At 57.9% G+C, this 21,440-nt stretch carries 18 protein-coding genes and 1 riboswitch; of the genes, 1 reads left to right on the top strand and 17 read right to left on the bottom strand.

The genetic code is table 11. From position 1 onward, the window contains the following. Nucleotides 1-146: 146 nt before the first annotated feature. The 9 genes from AC27IT_RS22135 to AC27IT_RS22095 form a co-directional block, all read right to left on the bottom strand. Nucleotides 147-887 (bottom strand): MntP/YtaF family protein, encoded by a 741-nt coding sequence (locus AC27IT_RS22135; protein ID WP_487092101.1) that lies wholly within the window; start codon nucleotides 885-887, stop codon nucleotides 147-149. A gap of 238 nt (nucleotides 888-1,125) precedes the next feature. Continuing rightward, entirely contained in the window at nucleotides 1,126-2,085 is a 960-nt protein-coding gene (locus AC27IT_RS22130; RefSeq protein ID WP_005832237.1) for a sporulation protein, read from the bottom strand. A gap of 35 nt (nucleotides 2,086-2,120) precedes the next feature. Beyond that, nucleotides 2,121-3,035 carry an arginase family protein gene (locus AC27IT_RS22125; protein ID WP_286086040.1) on the bottom strand — a complete coding sequence of 305 codons (915 nt, stop codon included), beginning with the start codon at nucleotides 3,033-3,035 and terminating at the stop codon, nucleotides 2,121-2,123. Further along, nucleotides 3,025-3,804, bottom strand: coding sequence for a hypothetical protein (locus AC27IT_RS22120; protein WP_005832234.1), 780 nt, complete (start codon nucleotides 3,802-3,804; stop codon nucleotides 3,025-3,027). Before AC27IT_RS22120 ends, AC27IT_RS22125 begins: the two co-directional genes overlap by 11 nt. A 12-nt stretch (nucleotides 3,805-3,816) precedes the next feature. After that, nucleotides 3,817-6,144 carry a universal stress protein gene (locus AC27IT_RS22115; protein ID WP_025845808.1) on the bottom strand — a complete coding sequence of 776 codons (2,328 nt, stop codon included), beginning with the start codon at nucleotides 6,142-6,144 and terminating at the stop codon, nucleotides 3,817-3,819. Between the two features lie 15 nt (nucleotides 6,145-6,159). Beyond that, nucleotides 6,160-6,720, bottom strand: a complete 561-nt coding sequence (gene kdpC / locus AC27IT_RS22110) for a potassium-transporting ATPase subunit KdpC (RefSeq protein ID WP_025845810.1) — start codon at nucleotides 6,718-6,720, stop codon at nucleotides 6,160-6,162. 34 nt (nucleotides 6,721-6,754) lie between these two features. Then, nucleotides 6,755-8,794, bottom strand: a complete 2,040-nt coding sequence (gene kdpB / locus AC27IT_RS22105) for a potassium-transporting ATPase subunit KdpB (RefSeq protein ID WP_327920149.1) — start codon at nucleotides 8,792-8,794, stop codon at nucleotides 6,755-6,757. Between the two features lie 27 nt (nucleotides 8,795-8,821). Then, nucleotides 8,822-10,495 (bottom strand): potassium-transporting ATPase subunit KdpA, encoded by a 1,674-nt coding sequence (gene kdpA / locus AC27IT_RS22100; protein ID WP_025845814.1) that lies wholly within the window; start codon nucleotides 10,493-10,495, stop codon nucleotides 8,822-8,824. Nucleotides 10,496-10,545: 50 nt separating this feature from the next. After that, complete coding sequence (locus AC27IT_RS22095) at nucleotides 10,546-10,602, bottom strand: potassium-transporting ATPase subunit F (protein WP_353505650.1); 57 nt, start codon at nucleotides 10,600-10,602, stop codon at nucleotides 10,546-10,548. A 621-nt stretch (nucleotides 10,603-11,223) separates the two neighbouring features. Then, a riboswitch (cyclic di-AMP (ydaO/yuaA leader) is annotated at nucleotides 11,224-11,367 on the bottom strand. Between the two features lie 277 nt (nucleotides 11,368-11,644). On the opposite strand from AC27IT_RS22095, the gene AC27IT_RS22090 reads away from it, so the two are divergent. After that, nucleotides 11,645-12,016 (top strand): Na-translocating system protein MpsC family protein, encoded by a 372-nt coding sequence (locus AC27IT_RS22090; RefSeq protein WP_005832223.1) that lies wholly within the window; start codon nucleotides 11,645-11,647, stop codon nucleotides 12,014-12,016. 55 nt (nucleotides 12,017-12,071) lie between these two features. Here the strand turns inward: AC27IT_RS22090 and AC27IT_RS22085 are convergent, their stop codons facing one another. The 8 genes from AC27IT_RS22085 to AC27IT_RS22050 form a co-directional block, all read right to left on the bottom strand. Further along, the gene (locus AC27IT_RS22085; protein WP_025845819.1) at nucleotides 12,072-13,127 is read right to left on the bottom strand and encodes an ABC transporter ATP-binding protein; all 1,056 of its coding nucleotides are present in this window, start codon (nucleotides 13,125-13,127) and stop codon (nucleotides 12,072-12,074) included. Continuing rightward, complete coding sequence (locus AC27IT_RS22080; protein WP_487092100.1) at nucleotides 13,124-14,866, bottom strand: ABC transporter permease; 1,743 nt, start codon at nucleotides 14,864-14,866, stop codon at nucleotides 13,124-13,126. The genes AC27IT_RS22085 and AC27IT_RS22080 overlap by 4 nt, the downstream gene beginning before the upstream one ends. Next, a complete protein-coding gene (locus AC27IT_RS22075; RefSeq protein ID WP_327953442.1) occupies nucleotides 14,856-15,938 on the bottom strand; it encodes an ABC transporter substrate-binding protein in 1,083 nt (360 codons plus the stop codon). Before AC27IT_RS22075 ends, AC27IT_RS22080 begins: the two co-directional genes overlap by 11 nt. Before the next feature lie 35 nt (nucleotides 15,939-15,973). Then, nucleotides 15,974-16,753 carry a 5'/3'-nucleotidase SurE gene (gene surE / locus AC27IT_RS22070; RefSeq protein ID WP_005832217.1) on the bottom strand — a complete coding sequence of 260 codons (780 nt, stop codon included), beginning with the start codon at nucleotides 16,751-16,753 and terminating at the stop codon, nucleotides 15,974-15,976. A gap of 15 nt (nucleotides 16,754-16,768) precedes the next feature. Next, a complete protein-coding gene (locus AC27IT_RS22065) occupies nucleotides 16,769-17,551 on the bottom strand; it encodes a sugar phosphate isomerase/epimerase family protein (protein WP_197186732.1) in 783 nt (260 codons plus the stop codon). Further along, the gene (locus tag AC27IT_RS22060) at nucleotides 17,527-18,348 is read right to left on the bottom strand and encodes a PHP domain-containing protein (protein ID WP_005832214.1); all 822 of its coding nucleotides are present in this window, start codon (nucleotides 18,346-18,348) and stop codon (nucleotides 17,527-17,529) included. Before AC27IT_RS22060 ends, AC27IT_RS22065 begins: the two co-directional genes overlap by 25 nt. Before the next feature lie 249 nt (nucleotides 18,349-18,597). After that, nucleotides 18,598-18,798, bottom strand: a complete 201-nt coding sequence (locus AC27IT_RS22055) for a copper ion binding protein (RefSeq protein WP_005832212.1) — start codon at nucleotides 18,796-18,798, stop codon at nucleotides 18,598-18,600. A 68-nt stretch (nucleotides 18,799-18,866) separates the two neighbouring features. Then, nucleotides 18,867-21,284, bottom strand: a complete 2,418-nt coding sequence (locus tag AC27IT_RS22050) for a heavy metal translocating P-type ATPase (RefSeq protein WP_005832210.1) — start codon at nucleotides 21,282-21,284, stop codon at nucleotides 18,867-18,869. Nucleotides 21,285-21,440 lie beyond the last annotated feature (156 nt).

Here is a 21,440-nt window from a genome sequence, read left to right as displayed (position 1 = left end):
GCCGCTGCCAGCGTGTACCATTTTCGAATTGGCTGTGTATCCACCTACATCTCCTCCATCCACTTCTCACACTGGGGGTTTTCGTTAGAGAACGAATAAAACAACCCGTCCTTTTTCCAGGACGGGTCCGAATTTTTGAATGGAAGTTATTTCAAACTTTTGGCCAACCCGATGCAAATGAGCAGAATCGGCGGCAGCCAGGTCAGGCGGGCAAGCCACCTCGTTTTTCCCGCACGCCGTCCAATCGCCAGCCCGACCGCAAGCAGCAGCGCGCTCATTATCGCGATGCACAACGCGACGACGAGTGGCGAGTAGCCCAAAAATGTGAGGCTGATTCCCGCGCCAAAAGCGTCCAAAGAGAGCGCCAGCCCCAGCATAACCGCCTCCCAGCCCATGATATCACCCGAACGGTCCGCATCGGCTTTGGAGGGGTCTTTCAAAATTTGAATCATGACACCGAAAATGCGAAATTGCGTTAATACTGTGCGATCCAGCTCTACCTGCGTTTCTCTGGCTGACACTGCCGCCTCGCCATTCGCGGGAGTCAGCGCGCCTGCTTGACCCGCCGGCATACCGGACTGTGCGGGCAGCAAATCCGGCTCCGTTCCCCTGCCCTGACGCGAAGAAAAAAGCCGCCAGAGAGTAAACAAGCCCATCAAAATCAAGACGGCTGCGCCGATATGCTTGCCAATCTCAGGCGTCAGCCAATCCGTCAGCGAAGCACCTACGAGCATGACACCATACACAACGGCAAAAGAACATCCCGATACGACGACCAGCGACAAAAACGGCATTTTCATGTTGCGCAAACCATACGTCAATCCTACGCTGACACTGTCCATGCTGATGGCCAGGGAAACGAGCAGGAGTGCGAGCCATCCGCTCATATGTGGTCACCTCTTTCCCATTGCCTATTAGATATACGCGAGAAGGGCTTTTCATGTGCAAACAAACAAGGGATCGGCTCATCACCGAAGCGCTCGGCGCTTCACGAAAAGTCCGTGAGTGGGCGTGCCGATGAGATCACGCCCGTTTTCGCTGCATTCCTACACACAAAAAAGCCATCGCCTGCCGTCATCCAGCAAGCAATGGCTTTCTTTCCTGTATGTGTATGCGAAATGCCTTTTACAGTTCCTCGTCAAATCCGCCAAAGTCAAAATCCATCTCTTCGCCCTCGCCGCCATCCTCTGAGGCCATTTCCTCATCCGGCGACATCAGCTCGCTAAGCAGCATGCCGCCCAAGAACCCGGCTGCCATGCCCCCGATCATGCCGCCCATGCCGCTGCCGCGATGTCCGTGGTGGCCGTGTCCGTAATGCCCCTGTTGGTAGGAAGCGAGCGACACGTACGGAATCGCTTGCGGATTGTTCGCGTATTCGCGAATTTTTTCGATCAGATAACGGGACAGCTCTTCCTCTTGTCCGTCTGCGAGCAATTGCTGCGGAACCACGATTTCGGCCTTGTACTCCTTCTCGCGGCGCAAAAAGCCTGTAGCCAGGTCCAGCTCTACCAGCATGCGCAGCTCGTCTGGCGCGGTGAAAAAGACCACTTCCAGCTCATTGAGCGGAATGCCCAGGTTGGCAGCCGGGAAAAAGGAGAACTCTTGCCCGTACGGCGTCAGCTTGCCGGAGTCTGGCTTTTGGCGCAAGTTCAGGCGGTCAAACGCACAGAGTACGCGCTCCACTGGCTCGGGCGGCAAAATCTCGACGCGGTCAAAATCGGTCGGGTCGAGGGCCATTTCCACATCGAGCTTGGTTTGCAGCGCGTACTGGATCGCTGGCGTCGACACAGCCAGTCCATGCGGCATCTCAAACGAAAACGGAATCTCCTGCACGAACGGCTTTGGCTGTACCGTAAAGTTGCGGCTGATCGGGTACACCTGCACCTGCTTGGTCACTTCCTGCCCGCGCAAATTCACTCTCATCAGCAGGACTGCGCTCAGCTCGGAAATGCGCTGCTCCACGTTGCCGCCCTCGATTCGCACGACACCGGTCATCGTCTCTCCCAGTCGGTAGCCAGGGGCGTCCAGCTTGAGATCAACCGTTGCCGCTCCTACACCGAATTTTGCCATCAGCTTTTTGAACATCGGCTTCTCCTCCATATATAAGCAATTACTTATATTTATAGTGTAGCAGAAAAAGAGCCTTTAACGCGAGTGGCTAATGCGCGAGCGAGCAATTCCACCAGTCTGGCGGCCTGCTCCCCGGTCGTATCCCGCAGCGCGGAAAACTCCGTCACTTCCATGGCGACGACACGCTCGTCACCGAGCACTGCGGCGAGCAAGGCTTCCGCTTCCTGCAAAGACAGCCCCGTCTCGCTTGGCGCATAGGCGGCTGCCATCGCTTCCTTGTGCATGACATCCACATCAAAATGAACGAGAATCCGGGCATCGGACGGAATCGCCTGCAAGATGCGGGCGATGGAACCAACCACGCCGTCCTTTTGCAGTTGCTCCAACGTCGTCACGTCGATCCCGTATGCTTCGGCAGGCTGCTGCTGACAGCCCACGAGCCGGATTCGCTCTGCCTCCCAGCCGCTGCGCTCGATCCACTGTCCCTGATCCTGGAGCAAAAACCACAAGCCCATCCCTGCCGCGCCAATGCACCGCGAAGCCGAGGGAACTACGGCGTCGAGATGGCCGTCGATGACCAGCAAAAACGCCTTTTCTTTATGTCGCGCCTGGTGAGCCAAAGCCGTGCCCACAATCAGGCCGCAGTCTCCGCCCAGCATCAGCACAAACTCGTCAGACGCAAACCAGTTCTGCGCCTCTTTGCCCAGCAAGTCCCACAGCATGCGCGGAGCTGGCCAGTTGCGAACTGGCGGAATATTGTGACGGGGCAAGTAATCAGGGAGCCGCACATTCCCGATGTCCTCGACGCCAAGACCTGCTTGCTGCAATTGCCCGATGAGTCCTGCTTTGCGTAGCGCATCCGGGGAGAGCTCCGTGCCGGAGACGTACGCTCCCGTGAAATGCGGAATACCAGCCACTTTTACGTTAATAGACAGTCCCTCCATTGCTTTTGAACTAGGAATCATCACCAGTATAGCACAGCCTGGACTGAATATATTGCACAAGCTCGCTGACGGAAGGCGCAAGCCAGCCGTCCGGCATGAGGGCGCGCTCGCCTCGCAGCAGGTGGCAGGCAAACGCATTCGGATGGACGCCCGGACTCAAAAAATACACTTGCTGAAACGGAGCCGGAATCGCGTCCATCGCTGCCACGCATTTGCTGACATACGTTTGCAGCGCCTCCTGATAGCGCGGAGCGGTCAGCGCCGTCCCGCAGCGGACTTCGATTCCGGTCAATTCCTTGGCGTGCGCGGCATCCAGGCTTTTGGCGAGCGAGCAGACCACAAACAGCAGCTTGTCGGGCGAAAGCTTGTAACGTTTCTGATACTGCTTGGCAAAACGGGCCAGGGTAGCGTTCCAGGAAGGAGTGTCGTAGCTGCCCAGATCGGGAATGCACTTGAGCGCCGCGACCAACTGGTCCTTGCTCCAAAGAAACAGCAGACCGTCCATCACCTGAAAAGACAATCCGGCAAGTCGCCCCGCCAAAAACTCCCCGACCCGCTCATGCATGACGCGCGAGATGCGCTGGGACGACTTGCGCTTGAGCTTTTGCCGAACACGAATTTCCTCTTCCTCCACATAAATCCGCACAAGCGTCAAAAACAGCAAGGCTTCTGCCCTCCGCTGGCGCTCGTCCTCCTGCCCCTGCCGGGCGCACGCTTCGGTCAGGCACTCCAAACGGCTGTAGGCGTCCCGGAGGCTTTTCGCCCAGCGTCCTGCTTTTTCTGTGCCCATGCTACTCCTCCTCTAGCTCTTGTCAGATGCCTGATCGGCTACGACCAACACATCCATGTGCCGCGCCTCCCGCAGCAACCGCTGAACGACCGAGCCTTCGCAGATTTCCTTCCACCTCGTCCGCGCCGATTGCCCGATGATGACCTGTGTCGTGCCTTTTTCGTTCATGTGGAAGATGAGCTGGGTAAAAACTTTGCGCCGCCCCGCTGCCTTGTATTGCTCGAAGCGTCCTCCCAGCCGCTCGGTCAGGCCGCGCAGCTTGGCCAGTTGCCCCGCTTCCTCTTCCGTCAGCGGCTCGTGATCTTGGACATACGCCACATGCCAGACAGCCTTCAGCCGATAGGCGATACGGAAGCCTCGGCGAATCAACCGCTCGCTGTCCGCCCGCAGATTGACGCAGACAAAAATGACTTCCCGTTGCCGCCAGGGACCGCGCAGCGTTCGCCGCTCCCACGCTTCGAGCCGTTCGTCGACATCGTCCGCCACCTCGCGCAAGGCCAGCTCCCGCAAGGCAATCAGGTTTCCCGTCCGAAAAAAATTCGCCAGCGCCTGCTCTACCTTTTCCCGCGCGTAAATGTTGCCCTCGCGCATCCGCTGCCGCAGCGCCTTGGGGGAAATGTCGATCAGCTCCACTTCGTCCGCTTGGTGCAAAATATGATCGGGAACCGTCTCCCGCACGCGGATGCCCGTGATTTGCTCAACGCTGTCATTCAAGCTCTCCAGGTGTTGAATGTTCATCGTGGCAATCACCGAGATGCCTGCCGCAAGAAGTGTTTCTACATCCTGGTACCTTTTTTCGCGCTCGCTGCCTGGTGCGTTGGTATGAGCCAGCTCATCCACCAGCACGACCTCCGGATTGCGCCGGATAATCTCGTCCGTGTCCATCTCTTCCAGCGTCACGTTTTTGTAGGGGATGCGTTTGCGCGGAATCAGGGGAAGGGCGCCGATCTGCTCGCTGGTTTCTTTTCGCCCGTGGGTTTCCAACAGCCCGATCACCACATCAATGCCGCTTTTGGCCAACTCGTTTCCTTCGCGCAGCATCGTGTACGTCTTGCCGACGCCAGGAGCTGCTCCGACGTACACCTTCAAAGTGCCGCGCCTGATTTTTCCGATCTGTTGCTCCAGCTCTGCCTGCGACAGACGGCGGTACGGGTTGGCGGCTTCCGCAGCTTTTCGCCTGGCTGGCAAAACCCGCTCCCCGTTGCGCTCCGAGCGGTCGGCCACGATCAAAATATCAATGTTTTTGGTCTGCCTGAGAATTTTATGGACAATCGAGCCGCGCCAGATTTCTTCCCAGCGCGTTCGCTTGGACTGCCCCATGACGATGCGGGTCACATTGCGGGCCATCGCGTAGGCGACCAGCTCGCTCGCCACGTCCTTTTCCCGCTGCAACGGCGCTTCCGCAAACGTCCCGCCCACTTTATCGACGAGCTTGACGATCGCTCTGCGAAAAGTCGCTTCCTCCTTGGTCAGCTTTTTATGCAACGGGCGAAAACAGACGACCAAAAGTTCTCCGCCGAGTCGTTTGGCAACCTGTTGTCCGCGCCGGACCAGAATCGAGCCGTTCCAATGATACTGGGCCGAGACGAGGATTCGCTCCGTCGCCCCAGAAGCGCCGACCATGCCGTGCTTCTCGCGGTAGTCCTCCAAATCTTCATTTACGCCTGTGGCGACGAAGCGCAGAGCCAGCTCCCGCAGCACGTGCAGATTGTCCCTGCGAAACAGCGGATGGTTGCTACGGGTGGCCGCTCCGTCCTCCTGAAGCCGTTTCAGAATCGCTTCCGGGGTCACATCCAACAGCTTCACCTCGTCCGCGAGAGCGAGCGTATCTTCCGGCACGCACTGGTCGATCTGCACCTGCGTCCGGGTCAACCGCTCCGCCAGCTCCTTCATGCCCGCCAGCTCGTAAATATTGACGGTCGCCATCACGCTGATCTGATGGTCGAGCAAATAGCGGACGTCATCGAGTCGCGTCGGACGGGGCGCATCGGGACGATTGCGGTGGGCCAGCCCGTCGACCAGCACGACCTCGGGATCGCGCTCCACGATTTTCTCCACATCGAGATCGTGCCTCGCCTCCCCTTGCAAAAGCCAGACGTGAGAAGGGATTTGCTCCAGCCCTTCCCGCATCTGGGCGAGCTTGGGCGAGGCATCCCCTCCGGTAGCGGCGATCACGACATCAATCCCTTTTTTCCGCAGGCTCTGCCCTTCCATCAGCAAATGGTACGTCTTGCCCGAACCGCTCGCGGCCCCCAAAATGATTTTCAGTCGGCCCCGGTGCATCCTGGAGATGGACCGCAAAATTTCCTCCGGGGACTTTCGGCGAAACTGCTCAACCATCTGGCAGCCCTCCTGCTATTTCAACTGGTCCAGAGCGATATTCAGCTTCAACACGTTCACCCGCGGCTCGCCGAATACGCCGAGGCTTCTCCCTTCCGTATGCGCCGCAACCAACGCCTGCACCTTCTCCGGGTCAAGCTGGCGCGCTTTCGCGACGCGCTGCACCTGAATGGCAGCCGCCTGCGGCGAGATATGCGGATCCAGACCGGAACCGGAGTTAGTCAGCAGGTCGGCCGGAATGTCTTCCTGCCTGACGCTGGGGTTGGCTGCCAGAAAAGCGGCGATGTCTTTTTGCACGCGCTCGATCAAGGCTGGATGGGACGGCGCATAGTTGTTCGAGCCGGAGCCTGCCGCATTGTTGTCGATGGAAGAAATGCGGCCCCAGAAATACTTCGGATCGGTGAAGGTTTGCCCGATCAGCTCGGAGCCGATCACGGTGCCGTTCGCATCGGCAATCAGGCTGCCGTTCGCCTTGGCTGGCATGACGACCTGCGCGATTGCCGTCATCGCCAGCGGGTAGGCCAGGCCGCAAATGAGCAGCAACACGAGAGACAAGCGGAGATTTTTCCAGACCATACAGATTCACCTTTGCTTTCTTTTTTCAATGGGTTTACACAAGGTTCAGTCCGACGAGCAGCAGGTCGATCAGCTTGATGCCGATAAACGGGACGAGGATGCCGCCTCCCCCATAGATGACGAGATTGCGGCTGAGCAGCTTCGACGCGCTCATCGGCGTGTACTTCACGCCTTTGATCGCCAGCGGAATCAGAAGCGGGATGATGAGCGCGTTGAAAATCAGCGCGGACAAAATGGCGCTTTGCGGCGTAGCCAGCCCCATGATGTTGAGGGCGTTCATCTGCGGGATCGCCAGCATGAACATCGCCGGAATGATCGCAAAGTATTTCGCCACGTCGTTTGCGATACTGAACGTCGTCAAGGCGCCGCGCGTCATCAAAAGCTGCTTGCCGATCGCCACGACTTCGATAATTTTCGTCGGGTCGGAGTCGAGATCGACCATGTTCGCCGCTTCCTTCGCCGCGGCGGTTCCGCTGTTCATCGCCAGTCCGACATCCGCCTGGGCGAGCGCAGGCGCGTCATTCGTTCCGTCGCCTGTCATGGCGACCAGTTTACCTTCTGCCTGTTCTTTGCGGATCAGTGCGATCTTGTCCTCCGGCTTCGCTTCCGCCACAAAGTCGTCGACGCCTGCTTCGCGGGCAATCGTCGCTGCCGTCAGCGGGTTATCGCCCGTGCACATCACGGTGCGAATCCCCATCCGTCTCAGCTCTTCAAAACGTTCGCGCATACCCGGCTTCACCGTATCCTTCAAGTAAATCAACCCGAGAATCACGTTGCCCTCCGCCACTGCCAGCGGCGTTCCGCCTGCGGTTGCGATCCGGCTTGCCTTTTCGTCCAGATCGGCAGGAATCTCCCCGCCTTGCTCCTTCACGTATGCTTTGATCGCATCGACAGCGCCTTTGCGGATGAGCACGCCGTTTGCCAGATTGGTGCCGCTCATGCGCGTCTCCGCCCGGAATTCCACCCCCAGAGACCCCGGCAGCTCCAGCTCGCTTGCTGACAGCCCCTGCTTTTTCGCCAGCTCCACGATCGAGCGGCCTTCCGGTGTTTCATCGTGTACCGAGCTTTGCGCTGCCGCCCGGTTCAGCTCCGCGGCCGTACCTGCACCTACCGGGACAAACTCTGCTGCCATGCGGTTTCCGTACGTAATCGTCCCGGTTTTGTCCAAGATGATCGTATTGATGTCGCCTGACGCCTCGACCGCTTTTCCGGACATCGCAATGACGTTGAACTGCGTGACCCGGTCCATGCCGGCAATCCCGATGGCCGACAGCAGGCCGCCTATTGTGGTCGGAATCAGGCACACCAGCAAAGCGACCAGGGTAGCGACGGGAAGCGCCGCATTCACGTAGCTGGCAATCGGCTGCAACGTCGTGCAGACGATCAGGAAAATCAGCGTCAGGCTGACCAGCAACGTATGCAGCGCCATTTCGTTGGGTGTCTTCTGCCGTTTTGCCCCTTCGACCAGCGAAATCATCCGATCGAGGAACGACTCGCCGGGATCAGCCGTCACCCGAACGCGAATGCTATCACTCACAACACGCGTCCCGCCTGTAACCGAGTTGAAGTCGCCGCCCGCCTCCTTCATCACGGGAGCCGATTCACCCGTAATCGCTGATTCATCGACGGAAGCGATGCCCGCCACGATTTCGCCGTCAGCAGGAATCAACTCGCCTGCCTCCACCAACACCAGATCTCCCTTCCGCAGCTCTGTGGCGCTGACAATCTGAATCGTGCCGTCTTTGGCGAGCCTTCTCGCTTTCGTGTCCTGCTTCGTTTTTTTCAGACTCTCGGCCTGTGCTTTGCCGCGCCCTTCCGCCAATGCTTCCGCGAAGTTGGCAAACAGGATGGTCACGAACAAAATCAGGCTGACGACGCCGTTGTAGAGCCGATCCGATGCCCCGCCGAACAGGTCGGGAAAAATCGTCAACAGCAGCGTCAGGAAAAATCCGACTTCGACGACAAACATGACCGGATTTTTCAGCATGACCCGCGGGTCCAGCTTTTTCACGGACTCGACAAAGGCCCGCTGGTACAAATCTTTGGGAAGCGCAGTCGTGCGCGTTTTGCTCATGGGAATATCTCCTTCGTCTTCTCTGTATTAGCGGATGGTCAGCCACTCGGCAACCGGACCGAGAGCGAGCACGGGCAAAAACGTCAACGCCCCCACGATCACAACCGTCGCCAGCAACATCAGCAGAAAGACGCTGTTGTCCGTGCGCAACGTTCCCATCGTCTCGGGCACAGGCGTTTTCGCGAGCAGGGAACCCGCTACCGCCAGCATCACAATGATGGTGACGTAGCGGCCAACCAGCATGACCAGGGCAGTAGAGAGGTTCCAGAATGGAGTGTTGTCGCCCAATCCCTCCAAGCCCGAGCCGTTGTTGGCTGCCGAAGAGGCAAACTCGTACAGCACCTGAGATACGCCGTGGAAGCCGGGATTGGAGATGCCTGCTGTGCCCATGTCTGTCGCGAGCGCAACTGCCGTCGGCGCCAAAACAATCAACGGATGAACGAGAATCGCAATCGCGATCAGCTTCATCTCTTGGCCTTCGATTTTTCGCCCGAGAAATTCCGGTGTGCGGCCAACCATCAAGCCTGCGATAAACACAGCCAAAATCGCGTACATCAAGATGTTGACCGTCCCGACGCCATCTCCGCCGAACACGCAGTTCAGCATCATTTCCCCAAGCGGCACGAGGCCGCCCAGCGGGGTCAATGTATCGTGCATGTTGTTGACCGCCCCTGTCGTAGCTGCCGTCGTCACCGCTGTATACAGGGCGCTTTGCGCGATGCCGAAGCGCACTTCTTTTCCTTCCATGCTGCCCATCGCCTGCGACAAGCCAGCCCGCTCCAGCGCCGGGTTGCCGTTGGCCTCGCTTGTGTAGGCGAGCGTCAAAAATGCCAGAAACATCAGGCCCATTGCGCCGAAGATCATCCAGCCCTGCTTGCGGTTTTTCGCCAGGAAGCCAAACGTAAACGGCAAGGCCGCCGGAATCAGGAACATCGCGAGAATTTCCATCACGTTTGTCAACGGCGTCGGATTTTCAAACGGATGCGCGGAGTTGACCCCGAAGAACCCGCCGCCGTTCGTGCCCAGATGCTTGATCGCTACCAACGAAGCGACCGGGCCGCGCGCAATTTGCTGCTCGGCGCCGCTCAGTGTCGTCGCTGTCGCCGTCGGTTCCAGCGTCTGCGGCACGCCTTGCGCCACCAGGAGCAGCGTCACCACCACCGCCAGCGGAAGCAACAGCCGCGTATGCGCCCGCACGAGGTCCACGTAAAAGTTGCCGATGCTGCGCTGCCCGGTCAGCCCGCGCATGAACGCCATGACGACGGCAATCCCCGTGGCAGGAGTCGTAAACATCAGGTACATAATCACCGTCATCTGCGACAGGTAGGACAGACCGCTTTCCCCGCTGTAGTGCTGCAGATTGGTATTGGTCAAAAAGCTGACAGCCGTATTGAACGAAAGCAACGGGTCCATAGCCGCTACCCCGCCCGGATTGCCCGGCAGCACCCCTTGCAGCCGCAAAAGCACATAGGCAATGGCACCCATCGCGAGATTGCTGACCAAAACCGCTCCCGCGTACTGTTTCCAGGTCATGTCTGCGGCGCGAATCCCTGACAGCCTGTAAATCCCTTTTTCCACCCCGCCAAACAGACGGTCCAATCGAGTCTCTTCCAGCGAAAAGGCTCGCGCCAGATAGCGCCCCGTCGGAACAGCCAGTACGAGCAGCACCGCCAAAACGAGCGAGATTTGTATAAAGTCCACGGACAATTCCTCCTACTTCCTCTATGAAATGAATCGTTCGACCTTTTCGCCTAATACTTTTCCGGGTAGAGCAATGCGTGACCCAAATAGAGGGAGAGTCCAGCCACAATCAGCAGCAACACGATCATTTCCCCTTCCCTCCCTGCTCTCTCACCACGGCGTCACAAAACTGGATGAGTGCAAAAAACGCACTGAATGCAAGCCCCAAGAGCAATATCGAAACCAAGTCCATTCGAAGCCCCTCCTTTTTTCATCTGCTGCCTGTCGTTTCTTTCGCGCCATCCTCTTTTTCTGGCCCCTGCCTCCGCCTGCCCACGAACAAAATCGAACCGGATCGCCTCTTTCGCTCCCCCTTTTGGAACAAGCTTTCTCGCCTGAAAAAACCTGCCAATCGGGTAAAAAAATAGACCAATGCTTACCCATTCCCCGACACGCAGATCGTCACGACAGGCCGGCAGAGATGGACAGACGGGCAAACCCCGCCCGCATCCAGCGGCATGAAAATGAAAAACGATCGCTACTTCGGAGAAAAAGTACTCATTGGTCTACCTAACGCCCAGCCGACTTGATTTGCCTTCTTTGCGTTTTGTCTCCCGTTTCCTTTTTCAAAAAAACAGCGTATGCTTTTTTTGGGCAAAACGAAAAGACCTGCGGATTACGTTTCGAGCAAGTCCTTCTCGCCGTCCCGACGGACAACAAAAAAGGCCTCCTCAAACAGGCGGTCTTTTGACCTCCCTCGCTTTAGCCGACGAAGTTAGCTGACGGGTAGGATGGCGAAAGAGTCTCTCATCCCTTCCACGAAACCGTGGAATTAACCCCAGAAGATTGGGTCCTCCGTTCCCGAGTGCCTCGGGATTAGGCCAGATTTGCAATTGTTGGTTACGAGTCTCATTATACGTCTGGCATAATCGGTTGTTAATGTCTTGTTTTTCGCTTTTTGGCACGCTTTGCGCATTCTTTATCGATGTAAGCGCTTTAGCTGCATCAAGCCTCAGCCGCGCGCTATATTTCATCCGTTCTCTCCTATTTTCGCGAAAAATCATCCGGCTCGCTCTCCGCCTTGTCGATCCAAAGTTTTGCTTTGTTGACAGGCTTCCGTCCGTCTCAGTAAGATTAAGCTCAACGAAGCAATCTTGGGAGGAATCTCGTTTGGCCATCTCGATCAAAAAGAAGCTGGAGGCCGAAATCAGCGAAGCCTTTATCAAATTTCAACGCGACCTGATCGGACGGGGGCCGCAGGAGGCCAAGACATATATCGTCTCTGACATGGTGATCGCTCGCTTCAAAGGCGTCCTCACCGTCGAGGAAAAGCATCTGTCCAGCCACGAAAAAGGCAGGCGGATCGTCAAGGAAATGCGCGAGATTTTGCGCGAAATGTACAGCGAGGAATCGGAACAAATCGTCGAGAAGCTGACCGGGTGCAAAGTGCTGTCCAGCCACAGCGACATCAGCACGAAGATGGGCGAGCGGATCGAGGTTTACGTCCTGGATAAAGATTTGGAAAAACAGCTTGGCTCGTAACCGGATAAACAAGCAGAAGGCTTCGCCTGCGCGTGCAGTGCGAAGCCTCGCTTTTTTACAAGCACACCTCAACCTGCACCGGCTCGTCATACGCAAAACGCTCGCTGATATCGGTGACGACCTCCCATTCTTCCTCCCCGACGCGGATCGAATAAATCAGCTCGCGCCCCTGAAACTGAACGTGAACGACCTTCCCGACAATCCCGTCCGCGCCTGGCTGCCAGGCGGAGAGCTTGAGCTGGTCTGGGCGCACAGGCAATACTTGCTGGGCATAAAAAGCGGAGAAGTCGCGGGAAACGGTGATCGGCAGCGCTGGCGCCCCGTGCTTTTCCAGCAAAAACGTGCCCGGAGCGGCCCAGCTTCCTTTTAAAAAGTTGGCCCTGCCGACAAACTTGGCGACAAACGGCGACTCGGGCGCGTAGTAAATATCGTGCGGCGTGCCCGCCTGTTCGACTCTGCCGCTCTTCATCACGACGATCTGATCCGCCATTGCCAGCGCCTCTGACTGATCGTGCGTCACGTAAACAATCGACGTTCCCAGCTCGCGGTGGATGAACTGGATTTCTTTGCGCATCTGCATGCGCAGCTCTGCGTCGAGGCTACTCAGCGGCTCGTCCATCAGCAAAAGCGTCGGGTTAAACACGATGGCCCGCGCCAGGGCGACACGCTGCTTTTGCCCGCCGGAAAGCTGGCTCGGAAAGCGCTCCTCCATTCCCCCCAGCCCGACCATCTCCAGCATCTGCGCTACGCGCGCCTTCGGGTTTTGCCTGAACGCCTCCGGCACCTGCTGTTGATGCTGCAAAGGAAACGCCACGTTTTCGTACACCGTCAAATGCGGCCAGAGCGCGAACGACTGAAACACCATGCCGATCCGCCGCTCCTCTGGCGGCTTGCGCTTGCTGGCATCGGCTACACACTCGTTGTTGATCCAGATGTCACCGCTCGTCGGCGATTCAAATCCGGCCAACAGCCGCAAGAGCGTCGTTTTGCCGCAGCCGCTCGGCCCGAGCAGGGCGACAAATTCGCCTTGGCCGATCTGCAAATCGAGCTGGTGCAGCGCCGTCACACCGCCGAATTTTTTCGATACCCCTACTACACGCGCACTGTTCATCGTTCGATCCTCCGTTGCCAGTATCGTTTCCACAGGCTGCCCGCTGCCAGCGCCAGCAGAATAGCCACTACAATCACGGTAGAGAGGGCCGTGCTGTAGGTAGTGGAGCCCGCCTGCTCAAAGCTGAAAATGACGACGCCGATCGTTTCCGAACCGGACGTCCACAAGAGCGACGATATCGTCAGTTCCGTAAAGGCGGTGAGAAAGACCAAAAACAAACCAGTCGCCATCCCCGGCGCATAGAGCGGCAGCAAAATTCGCCGCCACCTCGTCCAGAAACGCCCGCCGTTGATGCGCGCCGCTTCCTCCACTTCCTTGCCTACCTGCATGATCGAGACGGTGCTGCTTTTCACCTGCAGAATGAGAAAGCGCGTCACATAAGCGATCAGTATGAGCCAGACGGTTCCGTACACCCCTGGCTGCCAACCGGGAATCGGCTCGATCCAGGTCAAAATCATCGCCAGCCCCAGCACCATGCCCGGCAACGCATACGGCAGCGCCACGACGCCTTCCATCGCTTTGCCCGCCGCAGACGGTTTATGGATGCGCCAATAGGCGAACAGCGTACCGGTCACAACGCACAAGACACCTGCCATGCTGGCGAGCATCAGGCTGTTGCCGATCGCCCCCCGCGTGCCCGCGTGGTCGAACAGCACGAAGGCAAAATGCTTCCAGGTCAAATTTTCCGGGACAAACGGCAAGCCGTACGTTTTGACGAAGGCGTTTGCCGCCATGGACAACAGCGGCAGCACGCTCGTCACGAGCAAAAAGCCGCCGACGGCAATCTCCACTGCCAACCGATGTTTGCCCAGCGAACGCCGGATCGACTTGTCCTCGGCACTGGTCTGGTCGACGCGGCTTTTTCGCAGCAACACCCACTGTAGCCCTGTCCCCGCAAGCGCGATTACGCCGAGCAGGACAGACAGGACAGCCGCCCGCGCAAAAGCGCTCGGCCCAAATCCGATGACTTCTTCGTAAATGAGCGTGCTGAGCACCGCGATGTTTTCCGGGATGCCCAAAAATGCCGGAATGCCGAAGTTGTCCAGCCCAGAGATAAAGGCCAAAAGCCCTCCCCCGGCGATGCCCGGCAAGGCGAGCGGCAGCGTCACCCGGGCAAATACCGTTCGCGCACTCGCGCCGGAGGAATGCGCCGCCCATTCCAGCTCCTTTGGAATCCGGTACAGCACGGACAGCGTCAACATGTACACCAGCGGATAGTGAGTCAGCCCCATCACGACGACGATGCCGTCAAGCCCGTAGACGTTCCACAACTCGACTGGCCCTCCCGCAAGCCAGCTCGCTGCCCGGTTCAGCACGCCCTGCGGCCCTGCCAACTGCGTCCAGGCCAACGTCATCACGTAGGAGGGAATGAGCAGCGGCAACAGAGCGAGGGCGTGAATAGCGGCCTTCCCGCGTATGTCCGTATAGGCGCACAGCCAGGCCAGCGACACGCCCAACCCAATGGAGATGAGCGTGGAGAGGCCAGCCGCCGTAATCGTATGTCCGACCGCCTCCCACGTCCGGGCATTGGCGAGCACTTCTGCAAAATACCGCAGCCCCAGCCCTGCTTCTGTTTGTACACTCAGCGCAATCAGCTTCCACAACGGATAGACAAAAAAGAAGGCGACCGGCACCAGCACGATCCACGTAGCCGCCTTGTCCAACGACAGGGAGGCGGCGAATTTGCGCCGCTCCCCCATCTGCCTCTCGCTCACCGCCGTCTGCCAGTTAGTTGCCACCCATCATCTCTCCAAATTTCTTTTTGTCCGCTTCTCTCGCTGCTTCCAGCTCGTCAATATTCGCAGAAAGCGCCTTGATCTGGTCTTGCGCGCGCAAGCCTTCCGGTGCCTCGACGCCTTTGCGGATCGGCGTGTAGCCAAGGCTGCTGGCGAGCTTTTGTCCTTCTTCCGAGAGGACGTAATCGACGAACGCTTTTGCCGCAGCCTCGTTTTTCGTCGCCTTCATGATGCCAATCGGCTCGGTGATGACAGGCACGCCCTCGTTCGGGTACACCAGTTCGACTGGCGAGCCTTCTTTTTTCGCGCGAGCCACAAGGTAATCGACGACCATGCCGTAGTCTTTTTCGCCGCCCGCTACGCTTTTGAGCACGGCGCCGTTCCCTTTTGTGACGGTCATCTGGTTTGTCTTCAGCCCGGCAATGTAGTCCCAGCCAAAATCGTTTTGCCGCGTCAGTACGCCTACGTTGTACGCCGCCGCTCCCGAGTAGAGCGGGCTTGGCATGATCGCTTTGCCTGCCGCCTCCGGGCTGGTCAGCACCTTCCAGCTATCCGGGAGCGTCTTGACTTTGCTGCTGTTGACCGCGAGCACAGTCGCCATCACTTTTGTTCCGGTGTACGCGCCGTCCGCGTCCTTCCACTCTGCCGGAATGTCCGCCGCCTCAGGCGATGCGTATGGCAGGAGCAAATCTTGTTTTTTCAGGCTGGCAAAGGTCGGCGCATCCGCGACCAATAGCACGTCCGCCTTGACTTGTCCCGCCTGTGCCTCCGCCTGCAAGCGGCTGATGACCTCCTCTGTCCCCGAGCGGAACAGCTCTACTTTTACGTCAGGATACTTTTTGGAAAAACCGTCGATCAAAGCAGCCGCGTCGGCATCCGGCTGGGACGTGTAAAAGCTCAGCGTCCCCGCTACTTTGGCCGAAGCAGGCTCCGCTGGCGCGGCCGTTGGAGCCGATTGCGGCGCTGGCTGCGACGGTGTCGACGAAGAAGGCTGGGAACCGCAAGCGGCAAGTCCGAAGACCGATGCGGCTGCGAACAAGGAAAGAGTCCATTTTTGCAACAGAACACGTTTCATTTTTCATTCCTCCTGATTCAAGTAGGCGTGCTTCGTTAAGAGCTTTGCTTCGCGGTTTGAAACCATTTTCCGATCTTGGCCTTCATGGCGGTGTTCGTCATGTTCAATTGCAGCGGTGTAATCGTGATAAATCCGTCACGCAGCTTGTAGTAATCCGATTCCTCGTCCTCGAAGTGCAACTCGCTCAAATGGTCGGACAGCCAGTAGCACAAGTAGCCTTGCGGGTCGTTCAACCCGACGTACTGGTAGCGCAGCACGTCCATCGCGAGCGGCGTGACGGCCACGCCTTTTACCATCTCCTTGGACAAATACGGCAAATTGATGTTCAGCACCGCTTCCGGGCTGAGCTTGTGCCGCAGCAGCGTCTCAAACACGTCGTAGGCCAGCGGCTCGACGATGGAAAAGTTCGGGCTTGGCTTGAGCGTGGCGAGCGACACGGCAATGGAAGGAATCTGATACATCGCTCCTTCAATCGCCGCCGAGATCGTGCCGGAGTAAAACACATCCCGTCCCAGGTTCGGGCCGCGGTTGATTCCGGATACGATCACGTCCGGCTTGTCCTTGAGAATCACCTCGACTGCCATTTTCACGCAGTCAGCCGGAGTGCCGTTGACCGCCCAGGCTTCGAGCGACGTATCGAAAAAGTTCACTTTGTTCGCTTTTACAGGGGATTTCAACGTGATCGCATGGCTGATCGCGCTGCGCTCCTGGTCCGGGCAGACGATGGAGACGTTGCCGAACGGCTGCAAGGCTTGCGCCAGGCACAGCACGCCGCTTGCAAAAATGCCATCGTCATTCGTTACAAGAATATTCAAAACAATACAGACCTCCTATCCAAATGAGACACAGTTTCCTTGCTGCAAATACAGCAGGTTTTGCTTGAGCTGGGACAAATTCCGCGCATCGTCGAAGCCTTCGACGACCAGAGGCTTGTCTGCGGCAAGCAGCAACGGCCAGATCGTTTCCAGATCAATTTCCCCTGTTCCGAGCGGCACGTGCAGCTTCGTCGCCGTCGCGTCGCTCACGTGAATTTTATCGACTCCCTCCAGTTCCCGGAAAAATTGCGGCAGGAAACAGGTCAGAGGTACGTGCGCAATGTCAAAGGTGGCTGCCGTCGGGTAATCGAGCGCGGCGCGCAGCCTGTTCAAGTCTTGCGGCGTCACGATCAGTTCCTTGGGCAGCGGCTCGATATGCTCGATCGAGAGCACGCGGCCCTGTCTCATCGCCTCTTGCGCCAGCTCGTTCAGGCTCTCGACGAGAACGGCCTCGTGCCATTCCCGGTTTTTGTGCGTCAAGGTCACACGGCCCGGATGGATCGTGACGCTTTTCGCCCCGATCTCGCCCGCAAGCGCCAAAGAACGCTTGATTTCCTCGACAGACTGCTTGCGAATGCCGCTGTTCAGCGAGCACAGGTTCAAATCCCAGCTCGCCGCATGCAAGGTCAGCTTCATGCCCACACGCCTGGCTGCCTGCTGGATTTCTCGCGGGTGGCTTTGGTGGAACCAGACGTGCTCGGCCCAGACTTCCATCCCGGCAAAGCCGTATTGCCGGGCGATGAGGATCGCTGCCTCTACCGGGTACGCCCACATCAATGTTGATGAAACATACAGCATTTCCACCACTCCTTTACTTCAGCCGGGATGGGCACGCTGCCGACCGGATACGGGTTGCGCGACTGGTGCCCGTGAAAGTCGCTGCCTCCCGAGCAGATCAGGTGATTCGCTTTGGCCTGCCGCTCCCAAAATGCCGTCTGCGCCGCCGAATGTTTCGGATAATACACCTCGATGCCGTCGAGGCCATAGGCGAGCAGCGCCTCCAGCTTCACTTCAAAGGAGTAGATACCCGGATGAGCCAAGACCGCAATCCCGCCTACCTCGTGCGTAAGTTCGATCGCTTCGCGTGCGGAAAAAGAAGGCCGGGGCACGTACGCCGCGCACCCTTTGCGCAAATACGTCTCGAACGCAGCCTGCGGCGTGGGACTGTAGCCGCGCTCGGCGATTGCTTCTGCCACGTGCGTGCGCACCATCACGCCGCCTTTTGCCCGCGCTGCACATTCTTCCATGGTGATCGCCACGCCCAAGCGGTTACAGCGCTCGATCATCTCGGCGATCCACTCGATCCGCTCCCGCTGCCGCCTGTCCATGACGTGCAAAAGCCGCGGGTCGGCCATGTCGAAGCCGTAGCCCAAAATGTGCAGCTCGTCTTCCGGGCCGTCCGTATTCCACTCGATTCCCGGCAGGAGCGCCAGGCCGAGCCGTGCGGCGTCTTCGCGAGCCAGCAGATATCCATCGACGGTATCATGGTCTGTAATGGCTAGATGAGTCACGCCCCGCTGCTTGGCCCAGACGAGCAGGTCTGCGGGAGCGAGCTTCCCGTCAGAAGCGGTGGTGTGCATGTGCAAGTCCATCATCTGACCATTCCTCCTGTTCTTGTCCGACTTGTTTGCTTTCGTTTGATTTCATTGTAACTGCCGTTTTTGAAGGTCGTATAAAGCGGGCGACAAGGTTTGATAAAGGAGAGGCGCGTGTTTATGCGGGTTTTCAGTTGTTCGGTTGGCGGAATATTGAGGTTGTGTTAACGATTTACGAAGTCTTTACAAAAAGAAAAAGCCCCCGCCCGAACTCGTAGTCCAGGCAGAGGCTTAGCGTGCTGACAGCTATTAAACGACGTCGTATCCTTGCTCTTCGATAGCTTCCTTGATCGCTTCCAGCGTCAGAGTGCTTTCGTTATAAGAAACCTCGACTGTTTTGGCTGCGAGGTTGACTTTTCCCTCTGCGCCAAGCTCCTTCAACGTTTTTTCCACAGCGTTTACGCAATGGTTGCAAGACATGCCTTCTACGTTCAATGTGACGTTTTTCATTCTCAATCTCTCCTTTGGTTTTATGTGTATAGGGATGCGGACAATGCCGCTTGTTGCTGTTTTTTGGCTTACAGCTTCACTCGCTGCAGTCGCAGGGCGTTGAGCACGACGGAGACGGAACTGAAGGCCATTGCCGCTCCGGCGAGCCACGGGGCGAGGAAGCCCAGGGCGGCAAACGGAATGCCCAATGTGTTGTAGGCGAAAGCCCAGAACAAGTTTTGCTTGATGTTGCGAATGGTGCGCTTGCTCATTTCGATGGCGTCGGCGACACTGGTCAGCTCGCCGCGCATGAGCGTGATATCGGCCGCTTCCATCGCCACGTCCGTCCCGGTTCCGATTGCCATGCCGATGTCAGCGGTGGCAAGCGCCGGGGCGTCGTTGATTCCGTCGCCGACCATGGCGACCTTTTTGCCTTGGGCTTGCAGCTTTTTCACTTCGGCGGCCTTGCCTTCGGGCAGGACTTCGGCGATGACGCGCTCGATTCCTGCCTCGCGGGCGATCGCCTCCGCAGTTTGGCGGTTGTCGCCGGTCATCATGATGACCGTCAAGCCCATTGCTTTCAGCCGCGCGATCGCTTGCTTCGAGGTCGGCTTGATCGTATCGGCCACGGCGATCAACCCGGCCAGCTTGCCGTCCACGACAGCCAGCATCGCCGTTTTTCCCGCCTGCTCCAGCGAGAGCATGGCATCTGCCACCGACTGGTACGACACGTGATGCTGCTCGAGCAGACGGCGGGTGCCGACCAGCACGTCCTTGCCCTCAACTGTGGCCCGAATGCCAAAGCCGGGGATCGCTTCAAACGAGCTGGTTTCGGAGAGCGCCACGCCTTTTTCCGCGATGCCTCGAACGATCGCCTGGGCCAGCGGATGCTCGGAGTTTTTCTCCGCCGCCCCCACCAGTGCCAGCAATTCCTGTTCGGCAAAATCAACGGGGATTACATCTGTCAGCTCAGGCTCCCCTTTGGTGACGGTCCCCGTCTTGTCGAGGACGATCGTGTCCAGATGGTGCGCAGTTTCCAAATGCTCTCCGCCTTTGAACAGAATGCCTAGCTCGGCGGCGCGTCCGGAGCCAGCCATGATCGAGGTCGGGGTAGCCAGACCAAGTGCGCACGGGCAAGCGATCACCAGTACGGCAATCGCCTTTTCCAGCGCCTCGGCGAAGTTGCCGGGAATCACGGCGAAATACCAGATGAGAAAAGTAACAACAGCAATCCCGACGACGATGGGAACGAAAATCCCGGAAATGCTGTCAGCCAGCCGCTGAATCGGCGCCTTTGTTCCTTGCGCCTCTTCCACGACCTTGATGATTTGCGCAAGAGCCGTTTCTTTGCCGACTTTGGTCGCGGTGACCTTCAGGAAGCCGTTTTTGTTCAAGGTGGCCCCGATGACCGTATCGCCAGCCGCTTTGTCTACCGGGATGCTCTCTCCCGTCAGCATGGATTCATCCACCGCAGACTGGCCTTCCAGCACGATGCCGTCGACAGGCACTTTGTCGCCAGGCTTCACATACACGACGTCACCCGGCCGCACATCCTCGACGGAGATCGTCATTTCTACGCCATCGCGAATGACTACCGCCGTTTTGGCTTGCAGGCCCATCAGCTTGCGGATCGCTTCCGAGGAACGTCCCTTTGCCTTCGCCTCAAACAGTTTGCCCAACAGGATCAACGTAATCAGCACCGCGCTTGTTTCAAAATACAGCTCCAGCATGTGCGCGTGGGAACCGATGGAAGAAATCGCCACGTACAGGCTGTAAAAGTAGGCAGCCGAAGTGCCCAGCGCGACAAGCACATCCATGTTGGCGCTTTTGTTGCGCAGCGCTTTGTACGCCCCGACGTAAAACTGCGCCCCGATGATGAACTGCACAGGCGTCGCCAAAGCGAGCTGCACCCACGGATTCATCAAAAAGTCCGGCAGCCAGATGAACGAGGTGAAGGAAAAGTGACTGACCATCGACCAGAGCAGCGGCAGCGAAAAGATCAGTGAAATCCAGAACTTTTGCGTCTGCCGCCTGATCTCTGCCATCCGGCGATCGACCTGTTCCTCTTCTTTGCCTTCTTCCTTGCGGGCCGCCTGATACCCGAGCTTTTCCACCTGGCGAACCAGATCGCCCACGCCCACCTGCGCCGAATCGTATTCAATCGTGGCCGTTTCCATGGCGAGATTCACGTTCGCCTTCAGGACGCCGGGCATTTTATTCAAGCCTTTCTCGATGCGGGTCGAGCAGGCTGCACACGTCATGCCTGTGATGTTCAGCTCTACCTTGTCTGCGGCCACGCCGTAGCCAAGTGCTTCAATTTTCGAGCGAATATCGTCGAGGCTCGTTTTCGCCGGATCGAAGACGACCGTCGATTTTTCCAACGCCAGATTCACATTGGCTGTCTCGACGCCATCCAGCTTCTGCAAGCCTTTTTCAATACGAAGCGCGCAGGCCGCACACGTCATCCCGGAAATCGGAACTGTAGCTTCTGCCGTTTTGACACTCATACCAATTCCTCCACATACCCACACGGGGTATAATTTATCGTATTGTTTCCCTGAGGCTTATTTTTTATCACACCTTCACTATACAATACCCCCATAGGGTATATCAAGTAGTTTGGCACAAATTTTTCCCGCCCCTCGATTGTGCCCCGAAACCAA

Source organism: Brevibacillus sp. YAE8, assembly GCF_057543335.1.
The sequence above is the reverse complement of the archived record's forward strand: the minus strand, read 5'-3'. Positions and strand labels throughout refer to the sequence as shown.

Bases quoted from the DNA above. Each gene is read 5' to 3' on its own strand.
- AC27IT_RS22135 (WP_487092101.1), bottom strand. From the start codon at position 887: ATGAGCGGATGGCTCGCACTCCTGCTCGTTTCCCTGGCCATCAGCATG.
- AC27IT_RS22130 (WP_005832237.1), bottom strand. From the start codon at position 2,085: ATGTTCAAAAAGCTGATGGCAAAATTCGGTGTAGGAGCGGCAACGGTT.
- AC27IT_RS22125 (WP_286086040.1), bottom strand. From the start codon at position 3,035: ATGATTCCTAGTTCAAAAGCAATGGAGGGACTGTCTATTAACGTAAAA.
- AC27IT_RS22120 (WP_005832234.1), bottom strand. From the start codon at position 3,804: ATGGGCACAGAAAAAGCAGGACGCTGGGCGAAAAGCCTCCGGGACGCC.
- AC27IT_RS22115 (WP_025845808.1), bottom strand. From the start codon at position 6,144: ATGGTTGAGCAGTTTCGCCGAAAGTCCCCGGAGGAAATTTTGCGGTCC.
- kdpC (WP_025845810.1), bottom strand. From the start codon at position 6,720: ATGGTCTGGAAAAATCTCCGCTTGTCTCTCGTGTTGCTGCTCATTTGC.
- kdpB (WP_327920149.1), bottom strand. From the start codon at position 8,794: ATGAGCAAAACGCGCACGACTGCGCTTCCCAAAGATTTGTACCAGCGG.
- AC27IT_RS22085 (WP_025845819.1), bottom strand. From the start codon at position 13,127: ATGAACAGTGCGCGTGTAGTAGGGGTATCGAAAAAATTCGGCGGTGTG.
- AC27IT_RS22075 (WP_327953442.1), bottom strand. From the start codon at position 15,938: ATGAAACGTGTTCTGTTGCAAAAATGGACTCTTTCCTTGTTCGCAGCC.
- AC27IT_RS22065 (WP_197186732.1), bottom strand. From the start codon at position 17,551: ATGCTGTATGTTTCATCAACATTGATGTGGGCGTACCCGGTAGAGGCA.
- AC27IT_RS22060 (WP_005832214.1), bottom strand. From the start codon at position 18,348: ATGATGGACTTGCACATGCACACCACCGCTTCTGACGGGAAGCTCGCT.
- AC27IT_RS22055 (WP_005832212.1), bottom strand. From the start codon at position 18,798: ATGAAAAACGTCACATTGAACGTAGAAGGCATGTCTTGCAACCATTGC.
- AC27IT_RS22050 (WP_005832210.1), bottom strand. From the start codon at position 21,284: ATGAGTGTCAAAACGGCAGAAGCTACAGTTCCGATTTCCGGGATGACG.